This window comes from Streptomyces sp. NPDC015130, assembly GCF_043080005.1.
Taxonomy (GTDB): domain Bacteria; phylum Actinomycetota; class Actinomycetes; order Streptomycetales; family Streptomycetaceae; genus Streptomyces.
Genome location: NZ_JBIBVC010000002.1, coordinates 49,978 through 73,857, shown reverse-complemented (window position 1 = coordinate 73,857; position 23,880 = coordinate 49,978). Strand labels below are relative to the sequence as shown.

Sequence of the window (23,880 nt, the reverse complement as noted above, 5' to 3'; positions counted from 1 at the left end):
TCGGTTCGTGACGATCCGCGTAGGCATCAACGGCTTTGGCCGCATCGGCCGGAACTACTTCCGCGCGCTCCTTGATCAGGGTGCTGACATCGAGATCGTGGCCGTCAACGACCTGGGTGACACCGAGACCACGGCACACCTCCTGAAGTACGACACCATCCTGGGACGCCTCAAGGCCGAGGTCACCCACACCGCCGACACCATCACCGTCGACGGCCACACCATCAAGGTGCTCTCCGAGCGCAACCCGGCCGACATCCCCTGGGGTCAGCTGGGCGTCGACATCGTCATCGAGTCGACCGGCATCTTCACGAAGAAGGCCGACGCCGAGAAGCACATCGCGGGCGGCGCCAAGAAGGTCCTCATCTCGGCTCCGGCCTCCGACGAGGACATCACCATCGTCATGGGTGTCAACCAGGACAAGTACGACGCGGCCAACCACCACGTCATCTCGAACGCGTCCTGCACCACCAACTGTGTCGCGCCGATGGCCAAGGTTCTCGACGAGAACTTCGGCATCGTCAAGGGCCTGATGACCACGGTCCACGCGTACACCAACGACCAGCGCATCCTGGACTTCCCGCACAAGGACCTGCGCCGCGCCCGCGCCGCCGCGGAGAACATCATCCCGACCACGACCGGTGCCGCGAAGGCCACCGCCCTGGTCCTCCCGCAGCTCAAGGGCAAGCTCGACGGCATCGCGATGCGCGTCCCGGTCCCGACCGGCTCCGCCACCGACCTGGTCGTCACCCTCGACCGCGAGGTCACCAAGGACGAGGTCAACGCCGCGTTCAAGAAGGCCGCCGACGACGGCGACCTGAAGGGCATCCTCTTCTACACCGAGGACCCGATCGTCTCCTCGGACATCGTCAGCGACCCGGCGTCCTGCACCTTCGACGCCTCCCTGACCATGGTCCAGGAAGGCAAGACGGTCAAGATCCTCGGCTGGTACGACAACGAGTGGGGCTACTCCAACCGTCTCGTCGACCTCACCGTCTTCGTCGGCGGCCAGCTCTAAGCTCTAGGGTTCAGGGCAGGCTTTCGATGTGAGCAGGGCTCGGGCAGCGCAATGCCGCGCTGTGCGAGCCCTGTTTGTGTGCTCCACCGCGTACCAAGGAGTCTGTGACAGATGAAGACGATCGACGAGCTTCTCGCCGAAGGCGTCTCCGGCAAGCGGGTGTTCGTCCGCGCCGACCTCAACGTGCCCCTCGAGGGCACGACCATCACCGACGACGGCCGCATCCGCGCCGTCGTCCCCACGGTGAAGGCGCTCGCCGACGCAGGCGCCCGCGTCGTGGTCGCCTCGCACCTGGGCCGCCCCAAGGGCGCCCCGGACCCGGCGTTCTCCCTCGCCCCGGCCGCCACGCGCCTCGGTGAGCTGCTCGGCGCCGAGGTGGCCTTCGCCACCGACACGGTCGGTGAGTCCGCCACCGCCACCGTCGCCGGCCTCGCCGACGGCCGGGTCGCCGTGGTCGAGAACCTCCGGTTCAACGCCGGCGAGACCTCGAAGGACGACGCCGAGCGCGGCGCCTTCGCGGACCAGCTGGCCGCCCTCGCCGACCTGTACGTCGGAGACGGCTTCGGTGCCGTGCACCGCAAGCACGCCTCGGTCTTCGACCTGCCGGCGCGCCTCCCGCACGCCGCGGGCTACCTCATCGCCACCGAGGTCGGCGTCCTGAGGAAGCTCACCGAGGACGTCCAGCGGCCGTACGTGGTCGTGCTCGGCGGTGCCAAGGTCTCCGACAAGCTCGGGGTCATCGACCACCTCCTGGAGAAGGCCGACCGCATCCTCATCGGCGGCGGCATGGCGTACACCTTCCTCAAGGCCCAGGGCCACGAGGTCGGCATCTCGCTGCTCCAGAAGGACCAGATCCCGGCCGTCCTGGACTACCTGAAGCGGGCCGAGGAGCGCGGCGTGGAGTTCGTCCTCCCCGTCGACGTCCTGGTCTCGCCCGAGTTCCCGGACCTCAAGACCAAGGCTCCGGCCAACCCGACCACGGTCGCCGCGGACGCCATCCCGGCGGACGAGGAGGGCCTGGACATCGGTCCGGAGACCCGTAAGCTCTACGCCTCGAAGCTCGCCGACGCCGGCACCGTCTTCTGGAACGGTCCGATGGGCGTCTTCGAGCACCCCGACTACGCCGAGGGCACCAAGGCCGTCGCCCAGGCACTCGTCGACTCCCCGGCCTTCACGGTCGTCGGTGGTGGCGACTCCGCCGCCGCCGTGCGCACGCTGGGCTTCGACGAGAACGCATTCGGCCACATTTCGACCGGCGGTGGCGCCTCCCTCGAGTACCTCGAGGGCAAGACGCTGCCCGGCCTCGCCGCACTGGAGGGCTGACCCCTAAATGACTGCATCTCTTTCGTCTGGCCGCACCCCGCTGATGGCGGGCAACTGGAAGATGAACCTCAACCACCTCGAGGCCATCGCCCACGTCCAGAAGCTCGCCTTCGCCCTGACCGAGAAGGACTACGACGCCTGTGAGGTCGCGGTCCTCGTCCCCTTCACCGACCTGCGGTCCGTCCAGACCCTGATCGACGGCGACAAGCTCAAGATCAAGTACGGCGCCCAGGACCTCTCGGCGCACGACTCCGGTGCCTACACCGGTGAGATCTCGGGCTCCATGCTGGCCAAGTTCAAGTGCGCCTACGTGGCCGTCGGCCACTCCGAGCGCCGCCAGTACCACGCCGAGAACGACGAGGTCTGCAACGCCAAGGTGAAGGCCGCCTTCAAGCACGGCGTGACCCCGATCCTCTGCGTCGGAGAGGGCCTGGACATCCGCAAGGCGGGCAACCAGGTCGAGTACACCCTCGCGCAGATCGACGGCGGCCTGAAGGACGTCCCGGCCGAGCAGGCCGAGACCATCGTCATCGCGTACGAGCCCGTGTGGGCCATCGGCACCGGCGAGGTCGCCACCCCCGAGGACGCGCAGGAGGTCTGCGGGGCGATCCGCGGCCGTCTCGCGGAGCTGTACTCGCAGGAGCTGGCCGACAAGGTCCGCATCCAGTACGGCGGCTCGGTCAAGGCCGGCAACGTCGCCGCGATCATGGCGCAGCCGGATGTCGACGGCGCCCTGGTGGGCGGCGCGGCGCTGGACGCCGACGAGTTCGTCAAGATCGTGCGCTTCCGCGACCAGTGACCTCACCGGTGAGTATGCGGTAGCGGAGTTACGTCGTACCCTTGCGGGGGTCGGGCAGGTGCCCGGCCCCCGTCCGTATAAGTCCGAGGAAGTTGGTCCAGCCGTGGTTATGGGGTTCTCGATCGCCCTGATCGTCTTCAGCGCGCTGCTGATGCTGCTCGTGCTGATGCACAAGGGGAAGGGCGGCGGCCTCTCCGACATGTTCGGTGGCGGCATGCAGTCGTCCGTCGGCGGCTCCTCGGTCGCCGAGCGCAACCTGGACCGGATCACGGTTGTGGTCGGTCTGCTCTGGTTCGCGTGCATTGTCGTACTTGGCCTTCTGATGAAGTTGGACGGGTAACTCCAATCACTGGACGCGCGTTGGGCCTTACGTAGACTGGGGCATCTTCGAGCACCATCACGCAGGGAGTTACGACCGTGGCAAGTGGCAACGCGATCCGGGGAAGCCGGGTCGGAGCGGGGCCGATGGGCGAGGCCGAGCGGGGCGAATCGGCGCCGCGCGCCCGCATCTCCTTCTGGTGCTCGAACGGGCACGAGACGCAGCCGAGCTTCGCGAGTGACGCGGCGATCCCGGAGACGTGGGACTGCCCACGGTGCGGCTTCCCGGCCGGTCAGGACCGGGACAACCCGCCGGACCCGCCGCGCACGGAGCCGTACAAGACCCACCTCGCCTATGTGCGGGAGCGGCGCAGCGACGCGGACGGCGAGGCGATCCTCGCCGAGGCGCTGGCCAAACTGCGCGGCGAGATCTGAGCGTGGTGTGACGATGTGACGAACGGGCCTTGCCCGCGAACCAGGTTCGCGGACAAGGCCCGTTCGCCGTCTCCGCACCGCCGGCCGGGGACCGCACACACCCACCTTCGTGGCGGCGGCGCTGTTCGCGCTCGCCGTAGCGTCGTCCGCCCCTCTGATCAATTAGGTTGGAGGGGCAGCGGGGCAGACATACGAGAAGAAGTGGGCGATGTCCGAGATGAAGAACGAAGGCCGCACCAGGCTGAACCGGCTGCCCGAGTGGGCCGCCCTCGGCAAGCACCGTGAGCAGCTGGGCGACACCCACCTGCGCGAGCTGTTCGCCGCGGACCCGGCCCGCGGCACCGACCACACCCTGCGGGTCGGCGACCTCTACCTGGACTACTCCAAGCACCTCGTCACCGACGAGACGCTGACCCTGCTGCGCGAACTCGCCGCCGCCACCGGCGTGGCCGAGCTCCGCGACGCCATGTTCCGCGGCGAGAAGATCAACACCACCGAGGACCGCGCGGTCCTCCACACCGCCCTGCGCGCCCCGCGCGAGGCCGTGATCGACGTCGACGGGGAGAACGTCGTCCCCGGCGTCCACGCCGTCCTCGACAAGATGGCCGCCTTCTCCGAGAAGGTCCGGGCGGGCGAGTGGATCGGCCACACCGGCAAGCCCGTCAAGAACATCGTGAACATCGGCATCGGCGGCTCCGACCTCGGCCCCGCCATGGCCTACGAGGTCCTGCGCTCCTTCACCCAGCGGGACCTGACGCTGCGTTTCGTCTCCAACGTGGACGGCGCCGACCTCCACGAGGCCGTCCGCGACCTCGACCCGGCCGAGACCCTCTTCGTCATCGCCTCGAAGACCTTCACCACCATCGAGACGATCACCAACGCCACCTCCGCCCGCGACTGGCTCCTCAGCAACCTCGGGGCCGGCCAGGAGGCCGTCGCCAAGCACTTCGTGGCCCTCTCGACCAACGCAGAGAAGGTCGAGGAGTTCGGCATCGACACCACGAACATGTTCGAGTTCTGGGACTGGGTCGGCGGCCGCTACTCCTACGACTCCGCCATCGGCCTCTCCCTGATGGTCGCCATCGGCCCGGACCGCTTCCGCGAGATGCTCGACGGCTTCCACCTCGTCGACGAGCACTTCCGCACGGCCCCGCCCGAGGAGAACGCACCGCTGCTCCTCGGCCTGCTCGGCGTCTGGTACGGTGCGTTCTTCGACGCCCAGTCGCACGCCGTCCTGCCGTACTCCCACTACCTGTCCAAGTTCACCGCCTACCTCCAGCAGCTCGACATGGAGTCCAACGGCAAGTCGGTGGACCGCGAGGGCAACCCGGTCGACTGGCAGACCGGCCCGGTCGTCTGGGGCACCCCCGGCACCAACGGGCAGCACGCCTACTACCAGTTGATCCACCAGGGCACCAAGGTCATCCCTGCCGACTTCATCGGCTTCGCCCGGCCCGTCGCCGACCTGCTCCCCGGCCTCGTCGCCCAGCACGACCTGCTGATGGCCAACTTCTTCGCCCAGACCCAGGCACTCGCCTTCGGCAAGACGCCCGAGGAGGTCCGTGCCGAGGGCGTCCCCGAGGAGCTCGTCCCGCACAAGACCTTCCAGGGCAACCACCCGACCACCACGATCCTCGCCGACGAGCTCACCCCGTCCGTCCTCGGCCAGCTGATCGCGCTCTACGAGCACAAGGTCTTCGTCCAGGGCGCGATCTGGAACATCGACTCCTTCGACCAGTGGGGCGTCGAACTGGGCAAGGTCCTCGCCAAGAAGATCGAGCCGGTCCTGACGGACGCCGACGGGGTCAAGGGCGGCGAGCAGCTCGACAGTTCGACCGCCGGGCTCGTCTCCGCCTACCGCGCCCTGCGCGACCGGGGCTGATCGCATGACGGGGGAGAACGCGGTGCGGCTGCGGCCGCCCAGGAACGCCGTGGACGAGCGGGCCGTCGCCTGGTGGCGCAGCCAGCTCCTGGTGACCACCGCCGTGCCGGTGGTGATCCTCGCCGTCCTCGGCGCGCTCATCGGGCCCGCCCGGTTCTGGCTGCTGCTCTCGGCCGGGACCGTCGCGGCCCTCGGCCTCGGCTGCACCGCGTTCTTCCCCTCCTGGTGGTACCGGGTGCACCGCTGGGAGGTCACCGACGAGGCCGTCTACGTCCGCACCGGGGCCCTCTGGAAGGAGTGGCGGATCGCCCCGATGTCCCGGATCCAGACGGTCGACACCGTCCGTGGCCCGCTGGAGCAGCTCTTCCGGCTCGGCACGGTCACGGTGACCACCGCCTCCTCGAAGGGCGCCCTCCGGATCGAGGGCCTCGACCACGAACTCGCCGCCGAACTCGGCGAGCGGCTCACGGCCCTCACCCAGGCCACCCCCGGGGACGCCACGTGACCGGGGCCGGCCCCGGGCAGGACGGGCCCCCCGGCGCAGCGGGCGCGGCCGACGGCGAGATAGGTGTCGCCGGCCGGCCGCGCCCGGCCGGACCCGGGGAGGAGTGGCGCCGCCTCGACCTGCGTATGCTCCTGGCCACCGCCGCCGTCCTGTGCGGCGTGGCCGGCGGCGCCGGACTGCCCACGGCCGTCGGCCTCGCCGGCTCCAGGCCGCTGTGGCAGGCCCTCTCCTGGGTCCTCGCCGGGGCGCTCCTCCTCGTCCTCGGCGGCACCGCCGCCGACTACGTCCGCTGGCGCCGCACCCGCTACCGGATCGGCCCCGAGCGGGTCGAACTCCACACCGGGCTCCTCCTGATAAAGCGCCGCTCCCTGGCCCGCGAGCGCATCCGCAGCGTCGACCTCACCGCCAACCCCCTCCAGCGCCTCCTCGGCCTCGTCAAGGTCCGCATCGGCACCGGCGAGAGCACCGGCGGCAGCGAGTCCACGCTCGAACTCGACCTGGTCACCCGCGCCGAGGGCGAGCTGCTCCGCCAGGAACTCCTCGCCCGCGCCGCCACCGGCCCCGACGGCCTCACCGACGAGGGCACCCTCGCCACCGTCGACCCGCGATGGATCCGCTACGCGCCGCTCTCCTTCGTCGCCCCGGCCCTCGGCGGCGCGGCCGCCGGATCCGTCATGCAGGTCAGCGAGTGGTTCGGCGCCCAGGCCGAGGTCATCGACTGGATAGGGGACCGCTTCCGGGACGTCTCCCTCGCCTGGATGATCGTCGACCTCGTCCTCATCGCCGTCGTCGTCGGCGCCGCCGCCTCCCTCGGGCTCTGGGTGGAGATGTGGTGGAACTACCGCCTGGAGCGCGAGCCCGGCGGCACCCTGCACGTCCGCCGCGGCCTCCTCACGGCCCGCTCGGTCTCCATCGAGGAGCGCCGGCTGCGCGGGATCGAGGTCGTCGAGCCGCTCGGGGTGCGCCTGGCCGGGGCCGCCCGCGTCGACGCCGTCGCCACCGGCCTCGCCGAGGACGACGGGGACAAGCACACCGACCTCAAGACCCTGGTGCCGGCCGTGCCCCGGCAGCTCGCCGACCGCGTCGCCGCCCAGGTCCTGGGCGAGCCGGAGCCGCCCACCGGGACGCCGCTCGCCGCCCACCCCCGCGCCGCCCGTACCCGTCGGCTGCGCTGGGCCCTGTGGTCCGCGGCCGTCCCAGTCGTGCTCCTCGCCGGCCTCGGGCTGCTCCTCACCCCGGTCCTGCTGTACGTGGCGGCGGGCTGTGCCGTGGTCCTCACCCCGCTCGCCGTGCTCCTCGCCCTCGACGCGTACCGCGGTCTCGGACACGGAGTCAGCGGCGACTATCTGGTCACCCGTTCAGGCACGGTCCGGCGCGCCACGGTCGCCCTCCAGCGCTCCGGCGTCATCGGCTGGACCGTCAAGCAGTCGTACTTCCAGCGCCGCGCGGGCGTCCTGACGCTGACCGCGACGACGGCGGCCGGCGCCGGCGCGTACGACATCTACGACGCGGGCGAGAGCCAGGGCCTGACCTTCGCGGTCGAGGCCGTACCCGACCTCCTCGCGCCCTTCGTCGAGCCCGTACCGACGCCGGAGGCCCGGTCCACCGAGAAGTGAACCGGGCCTCCGGGGCGTGCGGTCGAGCAAGCGGGCCTCGTCAGGCGGAAGCCGGCGGGTACAGGCTCCGCGGCAGCTCCGAGGCGGCCGCCGCGTCGAGCAGCCACAGGGTGCGCGAGCGGCCGTAGGCGCCCGCCGCCGGGGCCTGCACCTCGCCCGCGCCCGACAGCGCGATCGCCGCGGCCTTCGCCTTGTCCTCGCCGGCCGCGAGCAGCCAGACCTCCTTGGCCGCCCTGATCGCCGGAAGCGTCAGGGAGACCCGGAGCGGCGGCGGCTTGGGAGCGCCGTGCACGCCGACCACCGTCCGCTCGGTCTCACGGACCGCCGGCAGCTCGGGGAAGAGCGAGGCCACGTGCGTGTCCGGGCCGACGCCGAGCATCAGCACGTCGAAGGTCGGCACCCCGGCATGGTCACCGGGACCCGCGGCGGCGGCCAGCTCCTCCGCGTACGCGGCGGCGGCGGCGTCGACATCGGGGCCGTGGGGACCGTCCGAGGCCGGCATGGCGTGCACCCGCGCCGGGTCGAGAGGCACCCGGTCGAGCAGCGCCTCACGGGCCTGGGTGACGTTCCGCTCGGGATCTCCTGAAGGCAGGAAGCGCTCGTCGCCCCACCACAGGTCGAGCCGCGACCAGTCGATCGCGTCCCGCGCGGGCGCCGTGCCCAGCGCCGCCAGCAGACCGTTGCCGTTGCGTCCGCCGGTCAGCACCACCGAGGCGGAGCCGCGGGCGGCCTGCGCGTCGACGATCTTCGTGATCAGCCGGGCCGCGGCGGCCTGCGCCATCAGCTCCTTGTCACGGTGCACGACCAGCTGAGGGGTGCTCACTTGGCCGCCTTCTTCGCCGGGGCCTTCTTCGCGGCGGGCTTGGCCGGGGCCGGCGCGGGGGCCGACTCCACGACCGCGACCGCCTCGGGCGCGGCCGGCTCGGCGGCGACGGGCTCGGGAGCGATGATCGCCGCCTCCTCGTCGAGCCGTTCGAGACCGAACTTGAGCGCCGTCGCGTAGGTGTCGTCCGGGTCGAGCCGGCGCAGCTCCTCCGCGATCAGCTCGGCCGTCTCGCGGCGCTTGAGCGCCACGCCGCGGTCCGGCTGCCCCTGGATGGAGAGCGTCGCGAGCGAGCCGTCGGGCCGGTCCAGCACGATCGGCCCGGAGCTGGTCTCCATCCGTACGGAGGTGAGACCGGGCCCCGTCGACCTCGCGCGCCGCACCGGCACCTTCAGCCGCTCGGCCAGCCACATCGCGAGCAGCTCGACGCTCGGGTTGAACTCCTCGCCCTCGACCTCGGCCGAGGTGACCTCGCACGCGACCTGGTCGAGCGCGGCGGCCAGCATCGAGCGCCACGGGGTGATCCGGGTCCACGAGAGGTCCGTGTCGCCCGGGGTGTACGTCTCCGCCCGCGCCGTCAGCTCCTGGATGGGCTGCTCGGCGGCGTACGTGTCGGTGACCCGGCGCTGGGCGAGCGCGCCCAGCGGGTCGTTCGCCGGGTCGGTCGGCGCGTTCACCGGCCACCAGACGACGACGGGCGCGTCCGGGAGGAGCAGCGGCAGCACCACCGACTGGGCGTGGTCGACGACCTCGCCGTACAGCCGGAGGACAACCGTTTCGCCGGTGCTGGCGTCGGCGCCGAGGCGGACCTCGGCGTCGAGCCGCGCCTGGGCGCGGTCCCGCGGGGAGCGCGAGACCCGCTTGATCACGACGAGCGTCCGCGAGGGGTGCTCGCGGGACGCGTCGTTGGCCGCCTTCAGGGCGTCGTAGGCGTTCTCCTCGTCGGTGACGATGACGAGGGTGAGCACCATGCCGACGGCCGGCGTGCCGATCGCCCGCCGCCCGAGCACCAGCGCCTTGTTGATCTTGGAGGACGTGGTGTCCGTCAGGTCGGTCTTCATGGCCGGCGCCAGCTCCGTCCGTCTCGTGCGAGCATCTCGTCCGCCTCGACCGGACCCCAGGTCCCGGACTGGTACTGCGCGGGCTTGCCGTGCTTGTCCCAGAACTGCTCGATCGGGTCGAGGATCTTCCAGGACAGCTCGACCTCCTCGACGCGCGGGAAGAGGTTCGAGTCGCCGAGCAGGACGTCGAGGATGAGCCGCTCGTACGCCTCGGGGCTGGACTCCGTGAAGGACTCGCCGTACGCGAAGTCCATGGACACGTCCCGGATCTCCATCTGGGTGCCGGGCACCTTGGAGCCGAACCGCATCGTCACGCCCTCGTCGGGCTGGACCCGGATCACGATGGCGTTGCGCCCGAGTTCCTCGGTCGCCGTGTGGTCGAAGATGGAGTGCGGGGCGCGCTGGAAGACGACCGCGATCTCCGTGACGCGACGGCCCAGACGCTTGCCGGTGCGCAGGTAGAAGGGGACGCCCGCCCAGCGGCGGTTGTCGATCTCCAGCTTGATCGCCGCGTAGGTGTCGGTCTTCGACCGGGGGTCGATGCCGTCTTCCTCCAGGTAGCCGACGGCCTTCGCGCCGCCCTGCCACCCGGCCGCGTACTGGCCGCGGACCGTGGACGCGCCCAGGTCCTTCGGCAGCTTCACCGCGCCGAGGACCTTGGTCTTCTCGGCGGCGAGCGCGTCGGCGTCGAAGGAGGCGGGCTCCTCCATCGCGGTCAGCGCGAGCAGCTGGAGCAGGTGGTTCTGGATGACGTCACGGGCCGCGCCGATGCCGTCGTAGTACCCGGCCCGGCCGCCGATGCCGATGTCCTCGGCCATGGTGATCTGCACGTGGTCGACGAAGGACCGGTTCCAGATCGGCTCGAAGAGGGTGTTGGCGAAGCGGAGCGCCAGGATGTTCTGGACGGTCTCCTTGCCGAGGTAGTGGTCGATCCGGAAGACGGCCTCGGGCGGGAAGACGTCGTGGACGACCTCGTTGAGCTCCTTGGCGGAGACCAGGTCGTGGCCGAAGGGCTTCTCGATGACCGCGCGGCGCCAGGAGCCGTTCTTCTGGTCGGCCAGACCGTGCTTCTTCAGCTGCTGGACGACCAGCGGGAAGAACTTGGGCGGCACGGAGAGGTAGAAGGCGAAGTTGCCGCCGGTGCCCTGCGCCTTGTCCAGCTCCTCGACGGTGGACTTCAGCTTCTCGAAGGCCTCGTCGTCGTCGAAGTCGCCCTGGACGAACCGCATGCCCTGGATCAGCTGCTGCCACACCTCCTCGCGGAACGGGGTGCGCGCGTGCTGCTTGACGGCCTCGTAGACCTCCTGCGCGAAGTCCTCGTCCTGCCACTCGCGGCGGGCGAAGCCGATGAGCGAGAAGCCCGGCGGCAGCAGGCCGCGGTTGGCCAGGTCGTAGACGGCAGGCATCAGCTTCTTACGGGACAAATCGCCCGTGACGCCGAAGATCACCAGACCCGACGGCCCCGCGATACGCGGGAGCCGTCGGTCTGCGGCGTCACGGAGCGGGTTGGCTCCGTGGACTGCGCTCAAAGTGCTTACGCCTCCGAAGGTGCGAGGCGCGAGAGCTCCGCCTCGGTGGACTTGAGCAGGTCGTTCCAGGACGCCTCGAACTTGTCGACGCCCTCGTCCTCCAGGAGCTGCACGACCTCGTCGTAGCTGATGCCCAGCTCCGCGATGGCCGCCAGCTCCGCGCGGGACTGGTCGTACGTGCCGCGCACGGTGTCACCGGCGACCTCGCCGTGGTCGGCGGTGGCCTCCAGCGTCGCCTCCGGCATGGTGTTGACCGTGCCGGGGGCGACCAGGTCCACGACGTACAGGGTGTCCTTGTACGCCGGGTCCTTGACGCCGGTCGAGGCCCACAGCGGACGCTGCTTGTTGGCCTGCGCCTTGTCCAGGGCGGTCCAGCGGTCGGAGGAGAAGACCTCCTCGTACGCCTCGTAGGCCAGGCGGGCGTTGGCCAGAGCGGCCTTGCCCTTGAGCGCCTTGGCCTCGTCGGTGCCGATGCCGTCCAGGCGCTTGTCGATCTCCGAGTCCACACGGGACACGAAGAAGGACGCCACGGAGTGGATCTTCGAGAGGTCCAGGCCGCGCTCGCGGGCCTTCTCGAGACCCGCCAGGTAGGCGTCCATGACCGCGCGGTAGCGCTCCAGCGAGAAGATCAGCGTCACGTTGACGCTGATGCCGAGGCCGATGACCTCGGTGATCGCCGGCAGACCCGCCTTGGTGGCCGGAATCTTGATCAGGGTGTTGGGGCGGTCCACCAGCCAGGCCAGCTGCTTGGCCTCGGCGACGGTGGCGACCGTCTCGTGGGCGAGACGGGGGTCGACCTCGATGGAGACCCGGCCGTCCTGGCCGTCGGTCGCCTCGAAGACCGGCCGCAGGATGTCGGCGGCGTCGCGGACGTCCGCCGTCGTGATCATGCGGATGGCCTCGTCGACCGTCACCTTGCGGGCGGCGAGATCGGCGAGCTGCTGCTCGTAACCGTCACCCGAGGAGATGGCCTTCTGGAAGATCGACGGGTTCGTGGTCACACCGACCACGTGGCTCTGGTCGATGAGCTCGGCCAGGTTGCCGGACGTGATCCGCTTGCGCGAGAGGTCGTCCAGCCAGATCGCGACGCCTTCGTCGGAGAGGCGCTTGAGAGCGTCTGTCATGAGAGTTGCATCTCCATTAAGTCGTACGTATGGGCGTCAGCGCGCGGCGGCGTCGAGAGATTCCCGCGCGGCGGCGACGACCGCCTCCGGCGTGAACCCGAACTCGCGGAAGAGGACCTTCGCGTCGGCCGAGGCACCGAAGTGCTCCAGCGAGACGATCCGGCCGGCGTCCCCGACGTACCGGTGCCAGGTGAGACCGATGCCGGCCTCGACCGCGACACGGGCCTTGACCGACGGCGGCAGGACGGAGTCCTTGTACGCCTGGTCCTGCTCCTCGAACCACTCGACGGACGGCATCGAGACCACCCGGGTCGGGACACCCGCGGCCTGGAGCTGCTCGCGGGCCTCGACGGCCAGGTGCACCTCGGAGCCGGTCGCGATCAGCACGAGTTCGGCGGCGCCGCCCTCGGCCTCGAAGAGCACGTAGCCGCCCTTGGCCGCGTCCTCGTTCGGCGCGTACGTCGGCACACCCTGGCGGGTGAGGGCGAGACCGTGCGGGGCGCCCTTGCCGAAGACCTTGGTGTGCCGCTTCATGATCTCGCGCCAGGCGATCGCCGTCTCGTTGGCGTCGGCGGGACGGACCACGTTCAGGCCCGGGATCGCGCGCAGCGAGGCGAGGTGCTCCACCGGCTGGTGGGTCGGGCCGTCCTCGCCCAGACCGATCGAGTCGTGCGTCCAGACGTACGTCACCGGCAGGTGCATCAGGGCCGACAGACGCACGGCGTTGCGCATGTAGTCGGAGAACACCAGGAAGGTGCCGCCGTAGATCCGCGTGTTGCCGTGCAGCGCGATGCCGTTCATCTCCGCGGCCATCGAGTGCTCGCGGATGCCGAAGTGGATCGTGCGGCCGTACTTGTCGGCCTCCGGCAGCGGGTTGCCCTCGGGCAGGAACGACGAGGTCTTGTCGATCGTCGTGTTGTTCGAGCCGGCCAGGTCGGCCGAGCCGCCCCACAGCTCCGGGATGACCGCGCCGAGCGCCTGCAGGACCTTGCCCGAGGCCGCGCGCGTCGCGACGCCCTTGCCGGGCTCGAAGACGGGGAGCTTCTCCTCCCAGCCGGCCGGCAGCTCGTTCGCCTGGATGCGGTCGAACTCGGCGGCGCGCTCCGGGTTGGCCGTACGCCACTCGGCGAGCGACTTCTCCCAGGCGGCGCGGTCCTCACGGCCCCGGTCGCCCAGCGCGCGGGTGTGCGCGATGACCTCGTCGGAGACCTCGAAGGTCTGCTCCGGGTCGAAGCCCAGGACGCGCTTGGTGGCCGCGATCTCCTCGTCGCCGAGCGCCGAGCCGTGCGAGGCCTCGGTGTTCTGCGCGTTCGGGGCGGGCCAGGCGATGATCGAGCGCATCGCGATGAACGACGGGCGCTCGGTCTCCGCCTCGGCGGCACGGACCGCCGCGTACAGCGCGGCCGGGTCCAGGTCGCCGTTGGACTTCGGCTCGACGCGCTGGACGTGCCAGCCGTACGCCTCGTACCGCTTCATCGTGTCCTCGGACACGGCGGTCTCGGTGTCGCCCTCGATCGAGATGTGGTTGTCGTCCCACAGCAGGATCAGGTTGCCGAGCTTCTGGTGGCCGGCGAGCGAGGACGCCTCGGCGGAGATGCCCTCCTGGAGGCAGCCGTCGCCGGCGATCGCGTAGATGCGGTGGTCGAACGGGGAGGTGCCGGGGGCCGCCTCCGGGTCGAACAGACCGCGCTCGTAGCGGGCGGCCATCGCCATGCCCACGGCGTTGGCGACACCCTGGCCCAGCGGACCCGTGGTCGTCTCGACGGCGGCCGTGTGGCCGTACTCCGGGTGACCGGGGGTCTTGGAGCCCCAGGTGCGGAAGGCCTTCAGGTCGTCCAGCTCAAGACCGAAGCCACCCAGGTACAGCTGGGTGTAGAGGGTCAGGGACGAGTGGCCGGCGGAGAGGACGAACCGGTCGCGCCCGACCCACTCGGGGTCGGCCGGGTCGTGCCGCATCACCTTCTGGAAGAGGGTGTACGCGGCGGGCGCCAGGCTCATCGCCGTACCAGGATGGCCGTTGCCGACCTTCTGTACGGCGTCCGCGGCCAGGATGCGGGCGGTGTCGACGGCCCGCTGGTCCAATTCGGTCCACTCGAGGTCTGTGGTGGTCGGCTTAGTGCTCACCCTGGGTCAGGGCTCCTCTCCACATGTTCTGAAGCCGGTGACTGAGGGTGTACCGGCGGTGTCGAGCCTACCCCCGAAGAAGCCCCCTCTTTTCGTGTGCGGGCCCCTCATATGAGCGGACAGAGCAAGACTGCCGGTGGCCGTGTGAGTTCGCCTCCCGAGCGGTGTCCACGCCTTGGGACACACCCCTCCAACACGACCCCACCCCCGCGAAGATCGGCGTCTGGGCAACGTCTACAGTGGCGTGGTACGCGCAAGCTTCACCCCGTCTTCATACGGGAAGCTTGCTGGGAATTTCTCTGTCAGGGGTGTGCGTGACGGCCGTCGAGTCCCGACCCGCAGGGGTCGTCTTGACTCCCAGCCCGGGGGGCCATCGGCCGTTCGGGGCCCGCGTCAAGGCATACGTGGCGCTGACCAAGCCGCGGATCATCGAACTGCTGCTCATCACGACCGTTCCGGTGATGTTCCTCGCCGAACAGGGCGTGCCGAACCTGTGGCTGGTGCTCGCCACCTGCTTCGGCGGCTACCTGTCGGCGGGCGGCGCCAACGCGCTGAACATGTACATCGACCGCGACATCGACGCGCTGATGGACCGGACCTCGCAGCGTCCGCTGGTCACCGGTGTGCTCACACCGCGTGAGGGCCTCGTCTTCGGCCTCAGCCTCGCGGTGATCTCCACGATGTGGTTCGGCCTGCTGGTCAACTGGCTCTCCGCCGCGCTCTCGCTCGGCGCGCTCCTCTTCTACGTGGTCGTCTACACGATGATCCTCAAGCGGCGGACCGCGCAGAACATCGTCTGGGGCGGCATCGCCGGCTGCCTGCCGGTGCTCATCGGCTGGTCGGCCGTCACCAACTCGATGTCGTGGGCCGCGATCATCCTCTTCCTCGTCATCTTCTTCTGGACGCCGCCGCACTACTGGCCGCTGTCGATGAAGGTCAAGGAGGACTACGCCCGCGCCGGCGTGCCGATGCTCCCGGTCCTCGCCTCCAACAAGGTCGTGGCCAAGCAGATCGTCGCCTACAGCTGGGTGATGGTCGCCGTCTCGCTGCTGCTGACCCCGCTCGGCTACACCGGCTGGTTCTACACGGCCGTGGCGCTGCTCACCGGCGGCTGGTGGCTGTGGGAGGCGCACGGGCTGCTCAACCGCGCGAAGGCGGGCGCGACCGGCGCGAAGCTCAAGGAGATGCGCCTCTTCCACTGGTCCATCACCTACGTCTCGCTGCTCTTCGTGGCGGTCGCGGTGGACCCCTTCCTCCGCTAGGTCCTGTCGTCGAACTCCCGTCGTCCGCCCGAAGGGCGGGCCCTGCGGCGGCAGGCGGGAGTTCGACGACAGGGCCTAGGACCCCTCCGGAGGCGGATTCCGCTCAGATGATTCGCTCGGCCGACGGCCGGGTCACGTGGGATAGGCCACGTGACCCGGCCGTCGCCAGTAGATCTACCCCTCGGTAGCATCATTTTCATGGCAGAAACGAAGCAGGAAGAGCGCAAGGCGGCCCGGCTCGCCAAGGAGATCAAGGCCTTCTCCAAGGAGCACGGCGGCACCGAGGGACACCTCGCGCACATCGGTCAGGCGGGCACCCGGATCGTCCTCGTCGGCACCGACGGCGGCTGGGGCGACCTCGTCGCGCCGACCTACGAGATCGCGAAGCAGGCCGCCGAGAAGGCCGGCCTCACGCTCCACGAGGAGTTCGACGGCGAGTTCGCCGCCAAGGTCGTCACCGGCCCGTACGAGTGGAGCCGGATGGCCGGTATCCAGATCGGCGGCCCCTCCAACAGCTGAGGCAACAACCTCGCGCGGGGCTCACCCGTTAGGACGTGTGGAGACACGGCCGCACAGGGAGCCCCCCGAGATGATCGACACGCCCAGCCTGGTGGACCAGTACTGCCACGGAGTGCTCCGTACGGAGCTCGGCCTGGGCACCTTCGAGACGCACCTCGGCGCGCACCTCGGCGACCGGCGAGGCGGTCCCTCCGGGCTGCCCGCCGCCGGGACCACCTTCTTCGACACACAGACCGGTTTCGCGGTACGGCGCTGGTGCCCGCCGCTCCTCGGCCTCGAACCGCACTGCCCGCCCGCCCGCTACCTCGCCCGCCGTCGTGAGCTCGGCGTCGTCGAGGCGGGCCGACGGCTGCTCAGGGCCTCCGGGATCTCCACGTTCCTCGTGGACACCGGGCCCGCCGGCGATCTGACCCGGCCGGCCGAGATCGCCGCCACGGCCGACGCCGAGGCCCACGAGATCGTCCGCCTCGAACCCCTCGCCGAACAGGTCGCCGACACCTCGGGCACCGTCGACGCCTTCCTCGCCAACCTCGCCGAGGCCGTCCACGGCGCCGCCGTACACGCCGTGGCCTTCACCTCGGTGGAAGGCGTTCACCGAGGCCTCGCGACGGCGACCGAGCCACCGGGACCGGGGGAGGTGCGCGGGGCCGCCGGACGCTGGCTGGCCGGACGCCCGGCGGGCGGGCCGCTCACCGACCCCGTCCTGCTGCGGCACCTCCTCTGGATCGCCGTCACCGCCGGACGCCCGCTCCAGCTCCACGCACGGGACCTGGACCCGGCCGTCCTCGGCGCCTTCGCCACCGCCACCGCCGGACTCGGCACCGACCTCGTCCTCCTGCACGCCTACCCCCACCACCGCGCGGCGGCCCGCCTGACCGTCGTCCACCCGCACGTGTACGCGGACCTGGGACCGGCCCTCGCGCACACCGGGGCCCGGGCGGCGGCCGTCCTCGCCGAGGTCCTGGAATCGGCGCCGTTCGGCAAGCTGCTGTTCTCCAGCGGCGCCCACGGACTGCCCGAGCTCCACGTGGTCGCGGCGGGCGTCTTCCGCTCGGCGCTCACCCGGGTGCTGGGGGAGTGGGTGGTGGACGGCGCCTGGTCGGCCGCGGACGCCCGGCGGGTCGCCACGATGATCGCGGCGGGGAACGCCCGCCGTGTGTACCGCCTGGGACCCGCTGTCAGTCCCGCTTGGTAGCGTGCGCAGCAGATGGAAACGATCATGGGGGAGAAGACAGCCATGGCAGAGACGACCGTGCACGAGGTCGACGGGGCGAGGACCGAGCAGGCGCTCGACGGCATCAGGAGCCGGATCTTCAGCCGCTGGCACGACCTCCGGTACGGCGGCGGCATGTCGCAGACCGGCCTCCGGGAGACCCTCGAAGAACTCCTCGACCACGTCGGGGCCCGCACCCTGGAGGACCCCGACCTCGCCGCGGAGCCGTCCCGCGCCGCGCTGCTCACCGCCGCCGAGTGCGCCCTCGGCGTCCTGGGCCTCGGCTGCTTCCCCGAGGGGGACTGGGACGTCCCGCTGCCCCTCGTCGACGAGACCCTGAGCAGCGGCGACCAGCTCTTCGACGAGGACTGGGACCCGGGACACCGGGTGCCCACCGCCCGGACCTGGACGGACGCCTTCGCGCTCTGCCTGATCAGCGGGCTCGCCTGGGAGCGCCGCCGGGTGATCGGGCCGCTGCTCCACGAGGACTACGCGCCCGCGATCCGCTCCGGCGTGCCGTACTCGCGCTTCGACTCGGTCTCGGAGCCCGCGGACCTCGCCGAGATGGACGCCCTCTGCGCCTACCTGACGATCCAGCACGGCCCGATTCCCGGTGCCGTGCCCGGCGACGTACCGGTGCGCCGGCCCGGAGCGGAGGAGCTGGCGGCCGCGGCGGCGCGACTCGACGCGGCCGGTGAGCTGAGCCCGGACCAGCGGCTGCTGCGCGTCCTGCTCGACGACGACCGCGAGGCCTTCGAGCGGGCCCTCGTGGAGCGGCTCGACGCGCACCGCGCGGGCGTCGGCGCCGATCCCGCGCCGAGGAGCCTGCTCCCGGTGGGGGCCGTCGCCCTGGCCGCCCTCGCCCACCTGGCGCACGGCTGGGAGCCGACGGTCCGCTCCGGCTACCTGCCCGGGGCGCTGCTCCGCGCACCGGTCGCCGCATAGCGGGACCGCCCGGACCCCCGGCCCCGTGGGGCGGAGGGTCCGGGCGGTCCGGGGCGTTCTCAGGCGCTCGCGAGCGCGGAATCCGTCTGGGCCGGGATCTCCGGGCTCGGGACCGGGCGCTCGCGCAGGCTCAGGGCGAGCCGCAGCACCGCGATCCACATCAGGGACGAGCCGAGCATGTGCACGGCGACCAGGACCTCGGGGACCCCCGTGAAGTACTGGACGTAGCCGATCGCACCCTGGGCGAGCAGCACGACCAGCAGCTCGCGGGCGCGGGCCCGGGTGTCGTCCGGGGCGTCCACCACGCGCAGCACCAGCCACATGGCGAGCGCGAGCGCGCAGACGACCCAGGCCGCGATGGCGTGCAGGTGGGCGGCGTTCGTCCAGTCCCACGGCATGCGCGGGACGTCGCTGCTGTCACCGGCGTGCTTGCCGGCGCCCGTCACGGTCGTACCGAGCGCGATCAGCAGGCCCGAGGCGATCGTGATCGCCCAGGACAGCTTCCGGACCGGCCCCGGCACGCGCGGCCGGGGCGCGGTGTCGCCCTCGCCGGTCCGGTGCCAGGTGATGACGGCCACGGTGAGCAGGGCGTTCGCGGCGAGGAAGTGGCCGGCGACCGTCCACGGGTTGAGGCCCATCCACACCGTGATGCCGCCGATGACGGCGTTGCTCATCACGATCCAGAACTGCGCCCAGCCCCAGCGGGTGAGGTTGCGGCGCCACGGCTTGGTCGACCGGGTGGCGATGATCGCCCAGCCGACGGCCGCCGAGAGGACGTACGTCAGCATCCGGTTGCCGAACTCGATCAGCCCGCGGTAGCCCTGCTCGGGCGTGACGATGAGGCTGTCTTCCGTGCACTTGGGCCAGGTGTCGCAGCCGAGACCGGAACCGGTCAGCCGGACCGCGCCACCCGTGACGATGATGAGGACGCTCATCACGACGGCGGAGAGCGCGGCGCGCCGGAGCGTCCGGGGGGACGGGGTCCAGCGCTGGGCGATGTAGGCGAGGGGGGTCAGCACGGGCCCCATCGTAGGACGGGGCTTGTGCACGCTTTCACGAGGGGGGTGGCTTGTCGGGAAACGTCACCCTGTGAACCGCTTCGGCTACTCCCAGCGGAAGAACTTCGCCGCCGCGCCGAGCCCGAGGACTGCCCAGACCGCCAGGATCAGGGCGTTGCCCCAGGGCATCGCCGCGCCGTTCTGGAGGACGTCCCGCAGGCCGTCGGAGAGGGCGGAGATCGGGAGCAGCTCCAGGAGCGAGCGGGCCGGCTCGGGGAACTTGTCCAGGGGGACGACGACCCCGCCGCCCACCAGGAGCAGCAGGAAGACCAGGTTGGCGGCGGCCAGGGTGGCCTCGGCCCTGAGGGTGCCCGCCATGAGGAGTCCGAGGCCCGAGAAGGCGGCCGTGCCGAGGACCAGGAGCAGCAGGACGGAGAAGGGGTTGCCCTGCGGGGACCAGCCGAGCGCCAGGGCGATGGCGGTGAGCAGCGCGACCTGGAGGACCTCGGTGACGAGGACGGCGAGCGTCTTGGCGGTCATGAGGGCCCAGCGGGGGAGCGGGGAGGCGCCGAGGCGCTTGAGGACCCCGTACCGCCGCTCGAAACCGGTCGCGATGGCCTGGCCGGTGAAGGCGGTCGAGAGCACGGCGAGCGCGAGGACGCCCGGGGCGAGGAAGTCGACGGCCTCGCCCGCGCCGGTGTCGACGATGTCGACGGTGGAGAAGAGGACGAGGAGCAGCGAGGGGATGATCACCGTGAGGAGGAGCTGCTCGCCGTTGCGCAGCAGCATCCGGGTCTCCAGCGCCGTCTGCGCCGCGATCATCCGGCCGACGGGGGCGGCGCCGGGCTTCGGGGAGTAGGTACCCGTGCTCATGACCGCAACTCCTTGCCCGTGAGCTCAAGGCTGTGTCCGCCCGGGGGGCGACCCCCGGACCCCCGGCTGATCTGGGTGTGGTCTGGCATCATCCGCGCAACTCCTTGCCCGTGAGCTCAAGGCCGTGTCCGCCCGGGGGGCGACCCCCGGACCCCCGGCTGATCTGGGTGTCGTCCGGCATCATCCGCGCAGCTCCTTGCCCGTGAGCTCAAGAAAGACGTCTTCGAGGGTGTGGCGCTCGACCGAGATGCCCTCGGGCATGACGCCGTGCTGGGCGCACCAGGTGGTGACCGTGGCGAGCAGCTGCGGGTCGACGGTGCCGGTGATGCGGTACGTGCCCGGGAGGGGCTCCGCGGCGGCCGTGCCGTCGGGGAGGGCCTTGAGCAGGGAGCCCAGGTCGAGTCCGGGGCGGCCGGTGAAGCGCAGGGTGTTCTCGGCGCCGCCGCGGCAGAGCTGTTCGGGGCTGCCCTGGGCGGCGACCCGGCCGGCGTCGATGATGGCGACGTCGTCGGCCAGCTCCTCGGCCTCGTGCATGAAGTGGGTGGTGAGGACGACGGTGACGCCGTCGGCGCGCAGCTCGCGCACGAGGTCCCAGGTGGCGCGGCGGGCCTGCGGGTCGAGTCCGGCGGTCGGCTCGTCGAGGAAGACGAGCTCGGGGCGGCCGACGACGGCCATGGCGAGCGCGAGGCGCTGCTGCTGGCCGCCGGAGAGCCGGCGGTAGGTGGTGCGGCCGCAGGAGCCGAGGCCGAGGCGCTCGATCAGGGCGTCCACGTCCAGGGGGTGGGCGTGGAGCTTCGCCATGTGGCGGAGCATCTCGTCGGCCCGGGCGCCCGAGTAGACGCCGCCGGACTGGAGCATCACGCCGATCCGGGGGCGCAGCGCGGCCGCGTCGGCGACCGGGTCGAGGCCGAGGACGCGGACGGTGCCGCCGTCGGGCCGGCGGTAGCCCTCGCAGGTCTCGACGGTGGTCGTCTTGCCGGCCCCGTTGGGGCCGAGGACGGCGGTGACGGTGCCGGCCCGTACGTCGAGGTCGAGGCCGTCGACGGCGGTTTTGCTTCCGTACCGCTTGACCAGGCCACGTACCTGGACGACGGACTCATTTCCCATGGACGGAAGTCTAGAGAGGCGGTGGAGGTCCTCCCGGCACGGGGCCCGTCGGACCAGGTCAGGCCTTGTCCCACGGGCTGAATTCGTCCTACGAATGATCATTTCCGCAGGTCAGGTAAGCCTTACCTGAGTGACGCACGGCACCGCCGCGGCCGTGGACGCGGCTTGTCAGTCCCCGATTAATTACGCAACAATGACGTTGTGAAAAACGTTGGCGCGGCTCCGGTGGAGGAACTCGCGACCCGAGAGCGTTCCACGCGCAACCGGGTCGCGCGGTCGATCCTGGATCACGGCCCCTCGACCGTCGCCGACCTGGCCGAACGGCTCCGCCTTACCCAGGCCGCCGTCCGACGCCACCTCGACTCGCTGGTCGCGGAGAACGTCGTCGAGGCCCGTGAGCAGCGTGTCTACGGCACCCGCTCCCGCGGCCGCCCCGCGAAGATCTTCGCCCTCACCGACTGCGGCCGGGACGCGTTCGACCAGTCGTACGACTCCCTGGCCGTCGAGGCGCTCCGCTGGATCGAGCGCAACGCGGGAGGGGAGGCGGCCGTCGCGGCCTTCGCCCGGGACCGCATCGAGGCCCAGGGCGACACGTACCGGGAGGCCGTCGAGACGGCCGATCCCGCCCGGCGGACCGAGGCGCTCGCCAAGGCCCTGACGGCGGACGGGTACGCTGCCACTGCGCGGAACGCGCCGGTCGGCGAGCAGCTCTGCCAGCACCACTGCCCGGTCGCCCACGTCGCCGAGCAGTATCCGCAGCTGTGCGAGGCGGAGACGGAGTTCTTCTCCCGCCTCCTGGGAACGCACGTCCAGCGTCTGGCCACCATCGCGCATGGTGACGGCGTCTGCACGACGTTCATCCCGCACGGCGCCCCACAGACCAACTCATCAGCATCTGTCAGCACGGCCGGGAGGAACCCCGCATGACCACCGAGATCAGCCACCCCGAGCTTGAGGGCCTGGGTCGGTACGAGTACGGCTGGGCCGACTCCGACGCGGCCGGTGCCACCGCGAAGCGCGGTCTGAACGAGGACGTCGTCCGCGACATCTCCGCGAAGAAGAACGAGCCCGAGTGGATGCTGAACCTGCGTCTCAAGGGTCTGCGGCTCTTCGGCAAGAAGCCCATGCCGACCTGGGGCTCCGACCTCTCGGGCATCGACTTCGACAACATCAAGTACTTCGTGCGGTCCACCGAGAAGCAGGCCGAGTCCTGGGAGGACCTGCCGGAGGACATCAAGAACACGTACGACAAGCTCGGCATCCCGGAGGCGGAGAAGCAGCGCCTCGTCGCCGGTGTCGCGGCCCAGTACGAGTCCGAGGTCGTCTACCACCAGATCCGCGAGGACCTGGAGGAGCAGGGCGTCATCTTCGTCGACACCGACACCGCGCTGAAGGAGCACGAGGAGCTCTTCAAGGAGTACTTCGGCACCGTCATCCCGGTCGGCGACAACAAGTTCGCCTCCCTGAACACGGCCGTGTGGTCCGGCGGCTCGTTCATCTACGTGCCGAAGGGCGTGCACGTCGAGATCCCGCTCCAGGCCTACTTCCGTATCAACACGGAGAACATGGGCCAGTTCGAGCGGACGCTGATCATCGTCGACGAGGACGCCTACGTCCACTACGTCGAGGGCTGCACCGCCCCGATCTACTCCTCGGACTCGCTGCACAGCGCCGTCGTCGAGATCATCGTGAAGAAGGGCGGCCGCTGCCGCTACACGACCATCCAGAACTGGTCGAACAACGTCTACAACCTGGTGACCAAGCGCGCCGTCGCCTACGAGGGCGCCACCATGGAGTGGGTCGACGGCAACATCGGCTCCAAGGTCACCATGAAGTACCCGGCCGTCTACCTCATGGGCGAGCACGCCAAGGGCGAGACCCTGTCCATCGCCTTCGCGGGCGAGGGCCAGCACCAGGACGCCGGCGCCAAGATGGTGCACATGGCCCCGAACACCTCCTCGAACATCGTCTCCAAGTCGGTGGCGCGAGGCGGCGGCCGCACCTCCTACCGCGGTCTCATCGAGATCGGCGAGGGCGCCCCGGGCTCCAAGTCCAACGTCCTCTGCGACGCGCTGCTCGTCGACACGATCTCCCGCTCGGACACGTACCCCTACGTGGACGTGCGCGAGGACGACGTCTCCATGGGCCACGAGGCCACCGTCTCCAAGGTCTCCGAGGACCAGCTCTTCTACCTGATGAGCCGCGGCCTCACCGAGTTCGAGGCCATGGCGATGATCGTCCGCGGCTTCGTCGAGCCCATCGCCAAGGAGCTCCCGATGGAGTACGCCCTGGAGCTCAACCGGCTGATCGAGCTGCAGATGGAAGGCGCGGTCGGCTAGACAGCGCCACCGCCCCCGTTCGCAGCGACCGACTTCGTACGTACGCAGGAAGAGAGCAACACGACAG

The 23,880-nt window shown here is 70.8% G+C and carries 22 protein-coding genes; 14 read left to right on the top strand and 8 right to left on the bottom strand.

Going from position 1 to position 23,880, the window contains the following annotated elements; all coding sequences use genetic code 11:
* Positions 1-7 precede the first annotated feature (7 nt).
* From gap to ACF08F_RS03665, 8 genes are all read left to right on the top strand, one after another.
* The gene (gene gap / locus ACF08F_RS03700) at positions 8-1,018 is read left to right on the top strand and encodes a type I glyceraldehyde-3-phosphate dehydrogenase (protein ID WP_392296865.1); all 1,011 of its coding nucleotides are present in this window, start codon (positions 8-10) and stop codon (positions 1,016-1,018) included.
* A gap of 111 nt (positions 1,019-1,129) precedes the next feature.
* Positions 1,130-2,341 carry a phosphoglycerate kinase gene (locus tag ACF08F_RS03695; RefSeq protein WP_392296864.1) on the top strand — a complete coding sequence of 404 codons (1,212 nt, stop codon included), beginning with the start codon at positions 1,130-1,132 and terminating at the stop codon, positions 2,339-2,341.
* Positions 2,342-2,348: 7 nt separating this feature from the next.
* Positions 2,349-3,140 (top strand): triose-phosphate isomerase, encoded by a 792-nt coding sequence (gene tpiA, locus ACF08F_RS03690; protein WP_392296863.1) that lies wholly within the window; start codon positions 2,349-2,351, stop codon positions 3,138-3,140.
* Between the two features lie 109 nt (positions 3,141-3,249).
* Entirely contained in the window at positions 3,250-3,480 is a 231-nt protein-coding gene (gene secG / locus ACF08F_RS03685) for a preprotein translocase subunit SecG (RefSeq protein ID WP_030205174.1), read from the top strand.
* A gap of 77 nt (positions 3,481-3,557) precedes the next feature.
* Entirely contained in the window at positions 3,558-3,893 is a 336-nt protein-coding gene (locus ACF08F_RS03680) for an RNA polymerase-binding protein RbpA (protein ID WP_071891222.1), read from the top strand.
* 208 nt (positions 3,894-4,101) lie between these two features.
* On the top strand, positions 4,102-5,775 hold the full coding sequence (gene pgi, locus ACF08F_RS03675; RefSeq protein ID WP_392296862.1) for a glucose-6-phosphate isomerase: 1,674 nt from the start codon (positions 4,102-4,104) through the stop codon (positions 5,773-5,775).
* A 4-nt stretch (positions 5,776-5,779) separates the two neighbouring features.
* Positions 5,780-6,280 carry a PH domain-containing protein gene (locus ACF08F_RS03670; RefSeq protein WP_392296861.1) on the top strand — a complete coding sequence of 167 codons (501 nt, stop codon included), beginning with the start codon at positions 5,780-5,782 and terminating at the stop codon, positions 6,278-6,280.
* A gap of 125 nt (positions 6,281-6,405) precedes the next feature.
* Complete coding sequence (locus ACF08F_RS03665; RefSeq protein WP_392297315.1) at positions 6,406-7,896, top strand: PH domain-containing protein; 1,491 nt, start codon at positions 6,406-6,408, stop codon at positions 7,894-7,896.
* A 40-nt stretch (positions 7,897-7,936) separates the two neighbouring features.
* Here the strand turns inward: ACF08F_RS03665 and pgl are convergent, their stop codons facing one another.
* From pgl to tkt, 5 genes are read right to left on the bottom strand one after another with little or no spacing between them, the layout of a single operon-like run.
* Positions 7,937-8,719 carry a 6-phosphogluconolactonase gene (gene pgl, locus ACF08F_RS03660; protein ID WP_392296860.1) on the bottom strand — a complete coding sequence of 261 codons (783 nt, stop codon included), beginning with the start codon at positions 8,717-8,719 and terminating at the stop codon, positions 7,937-7,939.
* Entirely contained in the window at positions 8,716-9,780 is a 1,065-nt protein-coding gene (gene opcA, locus ACF08F_RS03655) for a glucose-6-phosphate dehydrogenase assembly protein OpcA (protein WP_392296859.1), read from the bottom strand. The genes pgl and opcA overlap by 4 nt, the downstream gene beginning before the upstream one ends.
* Complete coding sequence (zwf, locus tag ACF08F_RS03650; protein ID WP_392296858.1) at positions 9,777-11,309, bottom strand: glucose-6-phosphate dehydrogenase; 1,533 nt, start codon at positions 11,307-11,309, stop codon at positions 9,777-9,779. The genes opcA and zwf overlap by 4 nt, the downstream gene beginning before the upstream one ends.
* Positions 11,310-11,314: 5 nt before the next feature.
* Positions 11,315-12,433: a transaldolase gene (gene tal, locus ACF08F_RS03645; protein WP_392296857.1), complete on the bottom strand. Its 1,119-nt coding sequence runs from the start codon at positions 12,431-12,433 to the stop codon at positions 11,315-11,317.
* Positions 12,434-12,469: 36 nt separating this feature from the next.
* Positions 12,470-14,557, bottom strand: coding sequence for a transketolase (gene tkt / locus ACF08F_RS03640; protein ID WP_392296856.1), 2,088 nt, complete (start codon positions 14,555-14,557; stop codon positions 12,470-12,472).
* Between the two features lie 314 nt (positions 14,558-14,871).
* Here tkt and ACF08F_RS03635 point away from each other — a divergent pair, with 314 nt between their 5' ends.
* From ACF08F_RS03635 to ACF08F_RS03620, 4 genes are all read left to right on the top strand, one after another.
* Positions 14,872-15,819 carry a heme o synthase gene (locus ACF08F_RS03635; RefSeq protein ID WP_141298425.1) on the top strand — a complete coding sequence of 316 codons (948 nt, stop codon included), beginning with the start codon at positions 14,872-14,874 and terminating at the stop codon, positions 15,817-15,819.
* 198 nt (positions 15,820-16,017) lie between these two features.
* Positions 16,018-16,338: a hypothetical protein gene (locus tag ACF08F_RS03630; RefSeq protein WP_392296855.1), complete on the top strand. Its 321-nt coding sequence runs from the start codon at positions 16,018-16,020 to the stop codon at positions 16,336-16,338.
* Between the two features lie 70 nt (positions 16,339-16,408).
* Entirely contained in the window at positions 16,409-17,533 is a 1,125-nt protein-coding gene (locus ACF08F_RS03625; RefSeq protein WP_392296854.1) for an amidohydrolase, read from the top strand.
* Between the two features lie 42 nt (positions 17,534-17,575).
* A complete protein-coding gene (locus tag ACF08F_RS03620) occupies positions 17,576-18,496 on the top strand; it encodes an immunity 49 family protein (RefSeq protein ID WP_392296853.1) in 921 nt (306 codons plus the stop codon).
* Positions 18,497-18,555: 59 nt separating this feature from the next.
* Here the strand turns inward: ACF08F_RS03620 and ACF08F_RS03615 are convergent, their stop codons facing one another.
* From ACF08F_RS03615 to ACF08F_RS03605, 3 genes are all read right to left on the bottom strand, one after another.
* Entirely contained in the window at positions 18,556-19,524 is a 969-nt protein-coding gene (locus tag ACF08F_RS03615) for a heme A synthase (RefSeq protein WP_392296852.1), read from the bottom strand.
* A gap of 75 nt (positions 19,525-19,599) precedes the next feature.
* Positions 19,600-20,367: an ABC transporter permease gene (locus ACF08F_RS03610; RefSeq protein ID WP_392296851.1), complete on the bottom strand. Its 768-nt coding sequence runs from the start codon at positions 20,365-20,367 to the stop codon at positions 19,600-19,602.
* Positions 20,368-20,547: 180 nt separating this feature from the next.
* Positions 20,548-21,474 (bottom strand): ABC transporter ATP-binding protein, encoded by a 927-nt coding sequence (locus tag ACF08F_RS03605; protein WP_392296850.1) that lies wholly within the window; start codon positions 21,472-21,474, stop codon positions 20,548-20,550.
* A gap of 201 nt (positions 21,475-21,675) precedes the next feature.
* Between ACF08F_RS03605 and ACF08F_RS03600 the strand changes: the two genes are divergently transcribed.
* Positions 21,676-22,401 (top strand): helix-turn-helix transcriptional regulator, encoded by a 726-nt coding sequence (locus ACF08F_RS03600; protein WP_392296849.1) that lies wholly within the window; start codon positions 21,676-21,678, stop codon positions 22,399-22,401.
* Positions 22,398-23,813: a Fe-S cluster assembly protein SufB gene (sufB, locus tag ACF08F_RS03595; RefSeq protein ID WP_392296848.1), complete on the top strand. Its 1,416-nt coding sequence runs from the start codon at positions 22,398-22,400 to the stop codon at positions 23,811-23,813. The genes ACF08F_RS03600 and sufB overlap by 4 nt, the downstream gene beginning before the upstream one ends.
* Positions 23,814-23,880 lie beyond the last annotated feature (67 nt).